Annotated in this window: 12 protein-coding genes and 1 tRNA gene; 9 read left to right on the plus strand and 4 right to left on the minus strand. The window is 55.0% G+C overall.

The window, feature by feature from the left end; translation table 11 throughout:
* Positions 1–28: 28 nt before the first annotated feature.
* A complete protein-coding gene (locus B3Z49_RS01465) occupies positions 29–1,201 on the plus strand; it encodes an aminotransferase (protein ID WP_064782391.1) in 1,173 nt (390 codons plus the stop codon).
* Positions 1,202–1,287: 86 nt separating this feature from the next.
* Here the strand turns inward: B3Z49_RS01465 and B3Z49_RS01470 are convergent, their stop codons facing one another.
* Complete coding sequence (locus B3Z49_RS01470) at positions 1,288–1,638, minus strand: rhodanese-like domain-containing protein (RefSeq protein WP_296987758.1); 351 nt, start codon at positions 1,636–1,638, stop codon at positions 1,288–1,290.
* Between the two features lie 136 nt (positions 1,639–1,774).
* Here B3Z49_RS01470 and B3Z49_RS01475 point away from each other — a divergent pair, with 136 nt between their 5' ends.
* Entirely contained in the window at positions 1,775–2,644 is an 870-nt protein-coding gene (locus tag B3Z49_RS01475) for a LysR family transcriptional regulator (protein ID WP_296987760.1), read from the plus strand.
* A gap of 60 nt (positions 2,645–2,704) precedes the next feature.
* Here B3Z49_RS01475 and B3Z49_RS01480 read toward each other — a convergent pair whose 3' ends face one another.
* Positions 2,705–3,706: a Gfo/Idh/MocA family protein gene (locus B3Z49_RS01480; RefSeq protein WP_296987762.1), complete on the minus strand. Its 1,002-nt coding sequence runs from the start codon at positions 3,704–3,706 to the stop codon at positions 2,705–2,707.
* 595 nt (positions 3,707–4,301) lie between these two features.
* Here B3Z49_RS01480 and B3Z49_RS01485 point away from each other — a divergent pair.
* The 5 genes from B3Z49_RS01485 (at position 4,302) to pyrC (ending at position 9,924) form a co-directional block, all read left to right on the plus strand.
* Positions 4,302–4,378 (plus strand) — tRNA-His (locus tag B3Z49_RS01485).
* Positions 4,379–4,512: 134 nt separating this feature from the next.
* Positions 4,513–6,693, plus strand: a complete 2,181-nt coding sequence (locus B3Z49_RS01490) for a tetratricopeptide repeat protein (protein ID WP_296987764.1) — start codon at positions 4,513–4,515, stop codon at positions 6,691–6,693.
* Between the two features lie 296 nt (positions 6,694–6,989).
* The gene (locus tag B3Z49_RS01495) at positions 6,990–7,865 is read left to right on the plus strand and encodes a serine hydrolase domain-containing protein (RefSeq protein WP_296987765.1); all 876 of its coding nucleotides are present in this window, start codon (positions 6,990–6,992) and stop codon (positions 7,863–7,865) included.
* Positions 7,866–8,187: 322 nt separating this feature from the next.
* Entirely contained in the window at positions 8,188–8,712 is a 525-nt protein-coding gene (locus B3Z49_RS01500; protein WP_296987766.1) for a hypothetical protein, read from the plus strand.
* Between the two features lie 168 nt (positions 8,713–8,880).
* Positions 8,881–9,924, plus strand: a complete 1,044-nt coding sequence (pyrC, locus tag B3Z49_RS01505) for a dihydroorotase (RefSeq protein WP_296987768.1) — start codon at positions 8,881–8,883, stop codon at positions 9,922–9,924.
* 183 nt (positions 9,925–10,107) lie between these two features.
* Here pyrC and B3Z49_RS01510 read toward each other — a convergent pair whose 3' ends face one another.
* Positions 10,108–10,983: a putative metalloprotease CJM1_0395 family protein gene (locus tag B3Z49_RS01510; RefSeq protein WP_296987770.1), complete on the minus strand. Its 876-nt coding sequence runs from the start codon at positions 10,981–10,983 to the stop codon at positions 10,108–10,110.
* Between the two features lie 133 nt (positions 10,984–11,116).
* Between B3Z49_RS01510 and B3Z49_RS01515 the strand changes: the two genes are divergently transcribed.
* A complete protein-coding gene (locus B3Z49_RS01515) occupies positions 11,117–11,995 on the plus strand; it encodes a DUF547 domain-containing protein (RefSeq protein ID WP_296987772.1) in 879 nt (292 codons plus the stop codon).
* Between the two features lie 24 nt (positions 11,996–12,019).
* Here B3Z49_RS01515 and B3Z49_RS01520 read toward each other — a convergent pair whose 3' ends face one another.
* Positions 12,020–12,241, minus strand: a complete 222-nt coding sequence (locus tag B3Z49_RS01520) for a hypothetical protein (protein WP_296987773.1) — start codon at positions 12,239–12,241, stop codon at positions 12,020–12,022.
* Positions 12,242–12,546: 305 nt separating this feature from the next.
* Here B3Z49_RS01520 and B3Z49_RS01525 point away from each other — a divergent pair.
* Positions 12,547–13,209: DMT family transporter (locus B3Z49_RS01525; RefSeq protein WP_296987774.1), on the plus strand; the 663-nt coding region annotated here is incomplete at its 3' end.

Consider the following 13,209-nt stretch of genomic DNA (forward strand, 5'->3'; position numbering starts at 1 on the left):
TGAACGACCATAATATAAAGGACGCCTCATGACCGAATTCGTCGGCAATCCGCTTTTCGCTTCGGGCGGGATCACGATCTTCGAAGTGATGAACGAACTGGCCCAGAAACATAAGGCCATCAATCTGGGGCAAGGTGCGCCGGATGAAGATGGCCCGGCCGATATTCGCGAAGCCGCCGCCAGGGCATTGATGGAACTGTCCAACCAGTATCCGCCGCTGGCTGGTGTGCCCGAGCTGCTTCAGGCCGTTGCCGACCACAATAAACGGTTTTATGGCATCGAGGTTGATCCGAAAAAAGAAGTGCTGGTTTCCGTTGGTGCGACCGAGGGGTTGGCCGATGTGATTCTTGGTCTGGTCGCGCCCGGTGATGAAGTCATCCTGATTGAACCGCTTTATGACAGCTACCTTCCGATGGTGAAGCTGGCGGGCGGCATTCCCAAGCTGGTGCGCGTTACCCCGCCGCACTGGGAATTGCCACGCGAAGAACTGGCGGCGGCCTTTTCGGAAAAAACCAAGCTGATTCTGCTGAATTCGCCGCAGAACCCGTGCTCGAAGGTTTATGGCGATGACGAGCTGCAATTCATTGCCGATCTGTGCATCAAGCATGATGTGATTGCACTTTGTGACGAGGTTTATGAGCATCTGGTCTTTGACGGGCGCAAACACAAACCGTTGATGACGTTCCCGGGTATGCATGAGCGCACCGTGCGCATCGGATCGGCGGGCAAGACCTTCTCGCTGACCGGCTGGAAGATTGGCTATATCACAGCCTGTGCAAAGCTGATGGAACCGATCAAGAAGGCGCATCAGTTCCTTGTCTTTACCGTCGCACCCGATCTGCAACACGGTGTCGCCTATGGGCTTAACAAGGATGATGCCTATTTCGAAAACTTCACCGCCGAAATGCAGGCCAAGCGTGATTACCTGATGAAGGGGCTTAAGGAAGTCGGGTTTGATGTGCTTGATTCGCAGGGCACCTATTTCATCACCTGCGATTTCCGCCCGCTTGGCTATGATTGCGACGATGTCGAGTTCTGCCAGATCATGATCAAGGAAGCGGGCGTGGTCGCAATCCCGGTATCGGCCTTCTATCAGGGCGAAGATGGCGGCGTGCGCAACTTTGTGCGGTTCTGCTTCTGCAAGGACGAAGCCAAAATGGCCGAGGCGATTGCGCGCATGAAAAAGGCTTTTGCCAAGTAAGCCGTGGGCGCAAAACAAGGCATTTGAAAGAACATCGGGCCGACATGGAAATGTCGGCCCGTTTTGGTTGCGCGAGGGCGATGGTGTCAGGCCGTTTGTTCAAGTGTGCCCTGTCCCTGAAGCGGCAGGCCCGCCTCGCGCCAGTCATTCTTGCCTTCGTGATAATCGCGCACATTGCTATAGCCAAGCTTGGTCAGGGCCATCTGGGCAATGCCGGAATTCTTGCACGGACCGCTGGCGCAATAGACAACAATCGGCGCATCCAGATCGGGCAGGATCTGTTTGACGCCCTCATCAATCGCATCATGGGGAATGTTGATCGCACCGGGCAGGTGGGCATCAACATAATACCGCGCCGGAAGCGCTTCGATCAGGGTCGGGGCATTGGCGGTGCCAAGGGCGGCCTTAAGCTCGTCACGGGTAATGGTTCTGGTCATTTTCCAATCTCCATCAGGAATATCGTTGGTTGATGGGATCAGTATTTATGTGCGTTTGCACGAAGTAAATTTGCGATAAATCGAATTGTATGTGCAATAATGCGAATGATCGGATGGCGCGTTCGGAGGATGTCACATGCTGGAATGGGATGATTTGAAACTGGTGCTGGCGGTGGGGCGGGCGCGCAGCATCACGCAGGCTGCCAGACAAACCGGTATTCACCATTCCACGCTGTTTCGCCGTATGGCTGATATTGAAAGTCGCATCGGTGCCAAGCTGTTTGAGCGGCAACAAGGTGATTATCAACCAACCTCGTCGGGATTGGCGGCCATCGAAACGGCCGAAAAGCTTGAAGCCGAAATGGCCGTGCTTGCCCGAACCCTGGCCGGACAGGATATCCGCCCATCAGGCACGGTGCGCCTGACCACGACCGATACGTTGCTTCATGCCGTGCTCGCAGATGATCTTGCGGCGTTTGCGCAGGCCTATCCGGAAATCACCGTACAGGTCGTGACCGATAACCGGTTTTATGATCTCAACCGTCACGATGCAGACATCGCCATCCGGCCCAGCAATGCGCCGAATGAAAATCTGGTCGGGCGGCAAATTGCCCCGATCCGGTCGGTGGTTTGTGCCGCAACGGGCATGGGGGGTCCCAAGAATGGCGATGGGCCATGGATCACCTGTGATGAAAGTCTTGCCCATATCAAGGCCGCCCAGTGGCGCGACAAACACTTTCAAGATCAGCATGTCGCGATGCGCAGCAATTCACTTTTGAATGTGGCGCGGCTGGTGAATGCCGGGGCGGGTTATGCAGTGCTGCCTATGTTTCTTACCGGGGCATTTGACAATATCGTGGTCCTTGGTGATGCGATTGACGGGCTTGATAATGATCTTTGGATGTTGATGCACCGCGATCTCAGGGCTGTTCCGCGCGTTCGGGCCTTCAATGACTTTATGTTCCCGCGGCTCAAGGCCAAATCCGCCCTGTTTTCCGGCGCTTGAGTACGAAAAAAAAAAGCCGGGTTCCCCCGGCTTTTCATTTGAGTATCGGCAATACGTTGATCAGGATTTGACCATTTCCCAGCTGCCGGTTTTGGCAGAGCGGGCAAATGCATCCAGAATCTGCATATTGGCAATTGCGTCTTCAATCGGATAATCGACCGGGCTTTCACCGGCAAATATCGCGGTCGCGGCTTCACCCTGCAGGGTGTACTGGTTGCAGACCGGGAATTTGATTTCACGCGCGTCGTCAAAGCCCGGCTGTTTCTGACCAGCAACGCGAATGACGGCTTCGTTTTCCGGCACGGCATTAAACGGCATCAGGATTTCAATCCGGCCCTCGGTGCCCAGAATATGCACACGCTGTACGGCGGCGGATTGGGTGCCGCAAACAAAGCTTGCCTGCAGGCCGGATCCGAAATCAAGCATGCCAGATACCAAACGGTCGGTCCCGAATTTCGGGTCCTTGTCCATCAGCGACACGACGCGGACGGGTTCCTTGCCGGTGATAAAGCGCGGTCCGACAATGCAATAGCACCCGATATCAAGCAATCCGCCGCCGCCAATGTCCTTTTTATTGCGGACATTATTGGGATCGGCATTGAAATAGGTAAAGATGCTTTGCACGGTGGTAAGTGTGCCGATCTGACCGCTTTCGACGATCTTGCGGGCTTCAAGCCATTGCGGATGATGGCGGACCATAAAGGCCTCAAGCACTTGCTTGCCGCTTTTGTCGCGGGCGCTAATCAGGCGTTTGGCATCTTCGGTATCAAGGCCGATCGGTTTTTCACACAGCACATGCTTTCCGGCCTCAAGCGCCTTGATCGTCCATTCGACGTGCAAATGGTTGGGCAGGGAATTGTAGATCGCCTCGATTGACGGATCAGCCAGCAGTTCTTCATACGAACCATAGGCGCGCGGAATGCGCATGTTTTCAGCGACCTCACGGGTCTTTTCAAGATCACGACCGGCAATCGCCAGGATTTCAAGCTGATCGCTTTCCTGCATGGCCGGGATGACCTTTTCCGTGCCGATCTTAGCGGTGCTAAGGATGCCCCACTTCATTCCGATACTCCGTCTGTTTTTCTATTATTCGGCCGTTTCCATGCCAAGACAGGCAAGCAACCCTTTATATATGGTGTCTTGGTAACCTGCATTTGTGGCAATAGCCTGTTATTGAACCAGATTAGGGTCTGAAATCTACTGAATGCTTGAAATGGTCGCGAGGCATTTGTGCGGATATCAGGAGCTTTACCGCAGAAAGGCTCACTGCCTTTCAAGGTGAAGCGACGCAATAGCCCGTGCAAATGCCTCCGATCCGAAGGACATCAGAACAATCTGCGATCTGCCTCGTCAATCACCTTGCTCGGGGATGGCCCCGCGCTTCGGCGATTTCCTTGCGTTTCTTGATCGTTCTGATGCCATTACAAGCATTCAGTAAATTTCAGACCCTAATTAAGCCATGTGAGCATGGATGCAAGATGTTCAGACGGGTGGGGTGCTCAATTTACGGATAGGAAAGGACAAAGAATCCCGATCAGGATTGCTCAACCCCGCAAAAATCGGTGCTTTGAACAACTTGGCGGAAATCGGGCTAAAAAATTGAAAATATGCGCTTGACGTTGGGGGCCTCGGGCCATATAAACCGCGCCACACGATGGCGGGTGTAGCTCAGGTGGTTAGAGCACCAGTTTGTGGCACTGGGGGCCGTGGGTTCAAGTCCCATCACTCGCCCCATTTGTGAAAAGGTCAGGCAGAAATGCCTGGCCTTTTGTCTTTTGCGCGCCTTTTTGCCGCAGCCCCGGTTGCCTTTGGCGGGTGATCGACTAGACTGCCCGAAAATATCAATGTTCGGGGCGATATGGGGCGGCATGGCGAAGCTCAAAGTTGATCAGGCAATGAAGCGCGCAAAGGCGCATATGCGCAAAGGTGAAATGGCCGAGGCGCGCGCACTTTATGAAGCCATCCTTGCCGATTATCCAAAAAACGAGCGGGTCAAAACGGCCCTTGCCGAGCTCAGCGGCCCGGTCAAGGTTGCGGCGTCTGCAAAGGGTGCTGCGTCCGGCGCGACCGAGCCACCGGCGGAGGTTTTTGCCAAACTTTCGCAAGCCTATCAGGCCGGTCGTTTGCAAGATGTGCACGCCATGACAGGCCAGCTTTTGGGCCAGTATGGCAATTCCGCCAAGCTTTGGAACTTCCGTGCCGCGGTGAGCAGCAACCTGAACCTGCTTTCCGATGCCGAGCAGGCCTTGCGAAACGTTGTCCGCCTGCAGCCCGATATGGTGGCGGCCAAAAGCAACCTTGGGGTCATTCTGGAACGTCTGGGTAAACTCGATGAGGCCGAGGAATGCTATCGCGCGGTGATCGCGCGCACCCCCGAGTTCGCCGAGGCGCACAACAATCTTGGCAATATCCTTAAAAATGCCGGCAAGCTTGCAGAGGCGCAAGCCTGTTACCTGAACGCGATTGCGCGCAAGGCCGATTATGTTGATGCGCACTATAACCTTGCCAATACGCTGCGCGAACGTGACCTGCTTGACGACGCCAAGCAGCAATATTTCAAGACGCTCAAGCTGCAGCCGAAATTGGCCGAAGCCTGGTACGGGCTTGGTCAAACCATGGCCGCGCTTAAATCCCTGCCAGAGGCGGTTGAGGCCTATCAACGTGCACTTGCGGTCAAGCCTGGCTACGTCCCGGCCATTGTCGAACAATTGCGCGAACAAAGCCACCTGTGCGACTGGCGGGCCTGTGATCTGTTTGCGCAACATGCTGCTCAGCTTGGCATCACGGGCGATGCGGCCCTGCCATTCCCGCTTCTGCCGTTTGAAGATAACCCGGCCCATCAGCTTGCCCGGTCGCGCAACTTTGCCAAAAGCCTGTTGCCGCCAGCAGCGCCGGTTTCAACGATCAAGCCAACGTCGCCGGAGGGCCGCAAAATCCGGCTTGGCTATTTCTCGGCCGATTTTCATGATCACGCGACCATGTTCCTAATGGCAGGCATCTTGCGCCATCATGACAGATCAAAGTTCGAAATCTTCGTGTTCAGCTATGGCAAGAACAAGGATGGTGCGCAGCGTGATCAGGTGCTTGATAACGTTGATCAGTTCTTTGATGTGCGCGATATGTCCGATGGCGATCTGATCACGCTTGCGCGGGCCCAGAACCTCGATATCGCCATTGATCTCAAGGGCTATACCCGCGATACCCGGCTGGAGCCGTTTGCCGCCCGGCTCGCACCGCTGCAAATCAGTTATCTTGGCTATCCCGGCACGCTTGGAACGGACTTTATCGACTATATCGTTGCCGACCCGGTCGTCATTCCGCCGAAACAGCGCGGCGGTTATCATGAGAAGATCATTTATCTCCCTGATTGCTATCAGCCCAATGACAATACCCGCGAGATTTCGACAAAGGCGATGACACGGGCCGAGCTTGGCCTGCCCGAGGATGGCTTTGTGTTTTGTTGTCTCAACAACAATTACAAAATCATGCCAACCGAATTTGCCATCTGGATGCGGGTGATGGCGAAGGTGGAGGGCAGCGTGCTCTGGCTTTGGTGCAATAATGATGTCGCCAAGGAAAACTTGCGCGCGGCTGCCGAAAAGCACGGTATCTCGGGTGACCGTCTGGTCTTTGCCGGGTACATGCCGCAATCCGAACATCTCGCGCGCCTCCGTCACGCCGATCTGTTTATCGATACCTTCCATGTCAACGCCCATACGACCGCCAGCGACGCGCTGTGGGCCGGATTGCCGGTGGTGACACTGGCTGGGAAACAGTTTGCGGCCCGCGTTGCTGCCAGCCTGCTGTCGGCGGTCGGTCTGCCGGAACTGGTCACCGAGACGCCAGAGGCTTATGAGGAACTCATCCTCAAGCTCGCGCAAAACCCGGACATGCTGTCCGATATCCGCACCAAACTTGACGTGAACCGCCAGACCAAGCCGCTGTTTGATACCGAGGGCTACACGCGCGGTTTTGAGCAGGGGCTCGAGCGTGCCTTTGCGCAAAGACTGGCAGGCGAAGCATTTTCGGATATTGCCGTGAGTGTCTAGGTCCTGACCCCGGCTTCTGACCCCGGGGCCCCGGGCTTGTCCGATTGTGATCCGATGTCACATTCCTGACGAATTAATTCCAGATAAGGAATATGTCTTCTGGCTTGCTTGGCTGGAAGGTTGAGTGCGCATGTGATCCCGACCGCCAAGGACTGATGGATATGCCGAGCGACAGACCCCATCCGATGCTGACCCGCCGTGCCTTCTCAGTGACCCTTGTGGGTGCTATGGCCACTCCCTTTGTGGCGAGGGCCTTCGCGGAAACGCCGTCCGACATCCGTTCGCGGATTGCGAACATGTCCCAGCTTCATGCGATCATGGTGCAACGCGGTGACGAGATCATCGTTTCTGAGTCGCCGCGCGGGCCTGGCCTGGATCGGGTTGCGAACATCAAGTCCTGCTCGAAAAGCATCATCGGTCTGCTGACCGGCAACGCGATCGCACAGGGGGCGATCCCCTCGGTCAACGCCACCATCGGCGAAATCGCGCCGTCTATCATTCCCTCGAATGCCACCCCCGGTGTGGAAGACCTGACCATCGAAGATCTGGTGACGCTCCGGGCCGGGCTTGAGGGCACATCAGGGCGTAACTACGGCGCTTGGGTCAATTCCGATAACTGGGTTTCCTTTGCGCTGCGCCGACCGATGGTCGCAACCCCCGGCAGGCGTATGATCTATTCCACCGGCACCACGCATATCCTTGGTGCGGTGCTAACGGTTGCGACAGGAAAAAGCCTGCTGGAACAAGCACGCGCTGTCCTTGGTCAGCCGCTCGGCATTGAAATTCCAGCTTGGACACGGGATCCGCAAGGCTATTATTTCGGCGGGAACCAGATGGCGATGACACCGCGCGGGATGTTGCGCATCGCGACCCTGATGCGGGACCAAGGCCGTTTCGATGGCGATCAGATCATCCCGGCCGACTGGATAGACCAATCAACCCAGGCCCACACGCGATCACCTTATTCCGGCCTCGCGTATGGCTATGGCTGGTTCCTGAGCCGCAGCGGATTCATTATCGCACGCGGCTATGGCGGCCAGATCATCGCGGCACATCCGGAAAAGGACCTGGCGGTGGCCATCACCTCTGATCCGACGTCGCCGGCACGATCAGGCGGATATTTCGGCCAACTGATGGATCTGCTTGAGGGGCCGGTGCTTTCGCTGGCGTGACAGAAGCGACAAACAGAACTTAGAAAGGTCGGCTGACAAGATGAGGCAGAAAAATAAATCTGTTCCCTTTTTTTAATCCGACACCTTTTCCCGTTCATTGCGAAAAGGTCAGGCACAAATGCCTAGCTTTTTTGCGATTTAGATTGTGTATCACAAACATTTAGTCAAAGAATATAGTAGCCACTTTGATAGAGTGAATTTCTGTTCTTAGGTACTTGAGAGTGCTCTGATTTTGCTGTCTTCGGTTGTCGCAATTCTATCAGGTAAATCCAGAATCAAACTCACCGCCCTAATTAGCGTGTGCGTCTTGTTGGGTTTGGATTTGTATGAATTGATTGAAATTCCAGCTTCAACATTAAGTGACTGGTTCGAATACGGACTAAAGGTGTCAGCTCTTGCGCTTATCATTTCTCTTTTAGTCGACGTTTTGACACTTGGTATTGAGGCGCTAAGAACTAACAAATTAAGAAAAATAGAAGAGCAGAAGCTGATAAAAGATAAACGAGAAAAAGTTATTGGGAATCTGAAGGCGCTTTCCGATAGAGAGAACTTTGCTTTGTATTACGTATGGCAGATATACGGTGAAGAGTTTAAAGTCTCTGTCAGGAGATCTGAGCCCGCTGTTCGAGAGCTCAAGTCTCTGTACGAACAAGGAATCTTCTTTGTTGTTGGAGGCACTGAGATCCAACCAAGATGGAGAATGGTCGACGAGGTAGCTTCTGAAATTGCTATGCGGGCTGCGGTCGATGAGGAAGAGGCCGTGCGCCATGGAATGACGCACATACAACATCAGGCTAACAACCAGATGGCAGTATTGGCAAATTCAATTCGAGAAGTGGTAGAATGAGTCCATTCTTATGCGCAAGTGTGGAACTCTTGAACCCAATGCTTAAAGTCTGTTCGTGCTTTTCTATGAGAGAACGCTCCCGATTCATGTTTCACTATTTTGAGCCAATCTGCTAGGTAACGCTCCATATTACCCAAACGGGTTCATTGCTTGCCAGGAGATCGCCGCATGTCGACCAATCGCATTACCCTTCGCCGTCCCGATGACTGGCATTTGCATTTGCGTGATGGCGAGATGTTGAAAGGTGTTATTGGCGAGACGTCGGAACATTTTGCCCGCGCGATCATCATGCCCAATCTGGTGCCACCGGTGGTCAAGACGGCCGATGCCGTGGCCTATCGCGACCGGATTACCGCAGCCATCCCGTCGGGGCATGATTTTACGCCACTGATGACGCTGTATCTGACAGAGGGCAGCAATCCAGATGATATCGAGGAAGGCTATAAGGCCGGGGTGATCACGGCACTGAAGCTTTATCCGGCCGGGGCCACGACCAACTCGGACAGTGGTGTGCGCAATTTCGATAATGCCATGCCAGCGCTGGAGCGCATGGCAGAGCTTGGCATTCCGCTGTGTGTACACGGCGAAGTCACCGATCCCGATATTGATATCTTTGACCGTGAAGCGGTGTTTATCAACCGGGTTCTTGATCCGCTGCGCAAGCGGTTGCCGGAGCTGCGCGTGGTGATGGAGCACATCACGACCGAAGACGGTGTCGAATATGTCAAAGCCAATGACAAGAATTTGGGCGCGACGATCACGACCCATCATCTGATCATTAACCGCAATGCCATTCTGGTCGGCGGCATTCATCCGCATATGTATTGCCTGCCAGTCGCCAAGCGTGAAAAGCATCGTTTGGCGCTTCGGGCGGCGGCAACATCGGGTGATGTGCGTTTCTTCCTTGGCACAGACTCAGCGCCGCATACCGATGAACGCAAGGAAAGCCCCTGCGGCTGTGCTGGTATCTTTACCGCCAACAACACCGTGCAGCTTTTAGCCCACGTGTTTGAGGAAGAAGGGGCGCTCGATAAGCTTGAAGGCTTTGCGTCGATCCATGGGCCGCAATATTACGGCCTGCCGATCAATGGCGATCAGATCACGCTGGAAAAACGCGCTGACCCCGCCAAGTTCGCCGAGAAGATCGAAACCGGCGAAGGCCCGGTAACGGTGTTTAATCCGGGCTTTGATGTGTTTTGGCATTACGCCTAAGCGCAAACGCATGACAAAACAAAAGCGGCTCCATCTGGGCCGCTTTTTTGTTGGAGTATCGTCATTCCGGACGGCGCGTAGCGAGGGGCCGAAATCTTTATGTCGTGGCAGATAATGGATTCCCGTACCCGCCTTCGCGGGCACAGGCTCTGCGCGGGAATGACGGGGGAGGTGGCGCTGATGCTAACCGCTGAGATCAACTTTGCCCGGCGCGGCATTGAGGCCAAGGGTCATGCGATAGCTTTCTGCCGCCGCACTGGCCTGTGAGGCGATCATTGCCGAGATGTTCTTTGATGCGCCCTTGGCGACATTGAAATCAGCCGCCGAACTCCCAGGCACGGATGCTGCACGCGAAATGGCGGCCTGATTGGCGATGGCTGCCACACCATCAAGGCCCTGAATGGGGCGGATGCTGACCTTGCCGCCGGTGGCATAAAGCCGCCCGTCGGGGCCTGCGGTATAGCTATAGCTGATCATGCCGGCATTGGCCCCGGCGAGGGTTTGGTGGCTTTCTTCCTCTGTCCGGACAATTGCATCGCGGGCACTGAGTTCGCGCACAATCTCGCGCTCCGACGCGGTCAGAAGCGCCGGGTTTGAGGTGGGCTGGCGCGCGTTTTCAGGGGTGGCTTCGCGTTCTTGCTGCTGGCGTTGTGCCGGGCTTTGGGTATTCGCTTCGTCTGGTGTGGCACCATGAATGTCGCGCGGATCAAGCTGTTGGATAATGGTGACAACTGAGGCCGCACTGTTGACCGGTGCGGTTTGCGCAGGCGCCGGTGATGGTGCCGGTTGGCGGTCGCCTGTGCTGGAGGATTGCGACGGGTTTGCTTGCTCTGCCCGTGCCGAAGGTCCGTTTGCCGGAGCTTGTGTGGCGGCGATGGTGCTCGACAGCGGGACAAGCGCAACGGCGGCTGGCAATGTTTGCGGCGCAGACGCAACTGTTCCGCCCGACCCGTTGGTCGGCGGTTGGCTCCCGGAGCCGAGCAGGGCGCGTGTGGCAATAATCTGACCAAGTTGCCCGCCACTGCCGGGGATAACCTGTATTGCACCTGCCTGTATCATAGGGATCAGTATAACCCAACTTGGGGTTAAATGTATATAAGCCGGTCAAGGGGATGACCGGGCGTGATGAGAGTGATCACGCCGGTTTGATGCGCCGGTTTCGCCCGCAGCGGTTAAGGTGGGATCAAATCTGTTGAAATCTGGTTTGGTGATCATGCGTGCGTTAAGTGTTGCTCTGTCCTTTGTGCTAATTGCTTTCACGGTTGTTGTGACTGTGCACCCCGTGCACGCTGCGCCGAATGCCGATTTATGGCCGGATTGGCAGGCCCATGACCCACAAAGTACGGTCGAGATTGACCATGGCGACTGGCAGTCGGTGCTGGATCGCTATGTGACCCAACATGAACCCGGTGTGACCAGTTTTGATTATGCTGCAGCCGGTCGTGATGGCGGGGCAGGTATGGTCGCGGGCTATGTCGATGCCATGACCAAGGTCAACGTCGATGCGCTCAACCGGGATCAACAATTTGCCTATTGGGTGAACCTGTATAATGCGCTGACCGTCAAGGTGGTTCTCGATCATTATCCGGTCGACAGCATCCGCGATATTGATATTTCTCCGGGGCTGTTTTCATCGTTGCTGTCTTCTGGCCCATGGGGCAAAAAGCTGATCACGGTCGAGGGCAGGACGCTTAGCCTTGATGATATCGAACACCGCATCCTGCGCCCGATCTGGCGCGATGCGCGCATTCATTATGTGGTCAATTGTGCGTCCATCGGTTGCCCGGCACTGGCACCGGAGGCCTTTGATGCGGACAAACTTGAAGCGCAGCTTGATCAGGCGGCGCGTGATTTCATCAACCATCCGCGTGCGGTGCGCATCAATGCCGATGGTGGCCTTGTGCTTTCAAGCTTGTATGACTGGTATCGGGATGACTTCGGGAAAAGCGATGCGGAATTCATTGCGCATCTGAGAAAATTCGCCGGGTCGGAGCTGACGAAAGCTTTGGGCGATACCACAGAACTTGATATCGCCGACTACGAATATGACTGGGCGCTGAACACCCGGTAGCACCAGCCGAGGTGGGCAGGTGCGTTACGCCGCCGTGTTGTGTAGCCCCGGTTTGACAGGGTTGGTGGTTACCCATGCGTCGGCATGTGCGCCATCCACCGGATTTTCCGGCCGATTCTGATTTACCTGCTCGATCGTGTGACGAACATCACTGGCAGAGACGCCATCATAGCGCATTAATGTCTGAACGATCGGGTCGGCAAGCATGTCTTCGACCGTCAATTCCTGATCAACATAACTCATCATCTCATATCCCGATTTTTTTGTTATGCGTAATGTAATGCAATTGCAATTCATTCGCAATAACTATTCTATGTCGATGGTGACTTTTTTTCATTTTTATCTCTGAAACGCTTTGATCTGCCTTAAGGCAGGGCATCTATGCGAGAATTTCGCAAACTGCATTCAGCGGCCTGCAGCGTGCTGTTATTGGGGCAAAATCTGTGAAAAGGTATTTCCTTGATTAAAAAGCGTATGGGTCTTAACGCTTGATCTGGTCTGTTCGTGATCGCGATAAGGCCCAATAAGTATGGCAAAAATGGGCTGATAAAATGAAACGTCCGGGAATTCGTGAATATGGCTTGCTGTTGCTGCTGGCCTTGATGTGGGGGAGCTCGTTCACCTTCATCAAGATCGGCGTGCATGCCTATTCGCCATTGGTGGTGGCCTGTGGCCGTTTGTCCTTTGCCGCGCTTGTTCTTTGGTGTTTCGCAGCTATTCGTAAATCCGAACTTCCCAAGGGGCGGGGTGCCTGGATTTCGACCTTTATGGTCGCCCTGATTGGCAATGCCATTCCGTTCTTTCTGATCAGTTTTGGCGAAACACAGGTCGATGCCGGATTGGCCGCGATCCTGATGTCGACCGTACCGCTGACCACGGTGGTGCTGGCGCATTTCTTCACCCATGATGAAAAGCTTTCGACCGGCAAGGTCGTCGGGGTGATTTTGGGAACGATTGGCGTGATTGTGCTGGTCGGGCCGGAAACGCTGTCGGGACTGGGGGGCGAGTTCCTGTTCCAGTTGGCCATTCTGGTTGCCGCAATCGGTTATGCGATCTCGTCGCTTGTGGCGCGCAATCTGCGTGATCAGCCGCGCATCGGATCGACGGCTGTGATCCTGACATTTGCCGCCTTGATGCTGATGCCCTTTACCCTGATTGTCGATCAGCCCTGGACCATGGATTGGGACCCCGAAGGCGCACTTGCCATCATGTAT

Source organism: Thalassospira sp. UBA1131 (assembly GCF_002311515.1).
GTDB lineage: Bacteria > Pseudomonadota > Alphaproteobacteria > Rhodospirillales > Thalassospiraceae > Thalassospira.

What these genes read in the sequence shown, in the direction of transcription:
- B3Z49_RS01510 (WP_296987770.1), bottom strand. Translation starts at nt 10,983, where the DNA reads ATGATACAGGCAGGTGCAATACAGGTTATCCCCGGCAGTGGCGGGCAA.
- B3Z49_RS01470 (WP_296987758.1), bottom strand. Translation starts at nt 1,638, where the DNA reads ATGACCAGAACCATTACCCGTGACGAGCTTAAGGCCGCCCTTGGCACC.
- pyrC (WP_296987768.1), top strand. Translation starts at nt 8,881, where the DNA reads ATGTCGACCAATCGCATTACCCTTCGCCGTCCCGATGACTGGCATTTG.
- B3Z49_RS01475 (WP_296987760.1), top strand. Translation starts at nt 1,775, where the DNA reads ATGCTGGAATGGGATGATTTGAAACTGGTGCTGGCGGTGGGGCGGGCG.
- B3Z49_RS01495 (WP_296987765.1), top strand. Translation starts at nt 6,990, where the DNA reads ATGTCCCAGCTTCATGCGATCATGGTGCAACGCGGTGACGAGATCATC.
- B3Z49_RS01465 (WP_064782391.1), top strand. Translation starts at nt 29, where the DNA reads ATGACCGAATTCGTCGGCAATCCGCTTTTCGCTTCGGGCGGGATCACG.
- B3Z49_RS01520 (WP_296987773.1), bottom strand. Translation starts at nt 12,241, where the DNA reads ATGATGAGTTATGTTGATCAGGAATTGACGGTCGAAGACATGCTTGCC.
- B3Z49_RS01490 (WP_296987764.1), top strand. Translation starts at nt 4,513, where the DNA reads ATGGCGAAGCTCAAAGTTGATCAGGCAATGAAGCGCGCAAAGGCGCAT.
- B3Z49_RS01480 (WP_296987762.1), bottom strand. Translation starts at nt 3,706, where the DNA reads ATGAAGTGGGGCATCCTTAGCACCGCTAAGATCGGCACGGAAAAGGTC.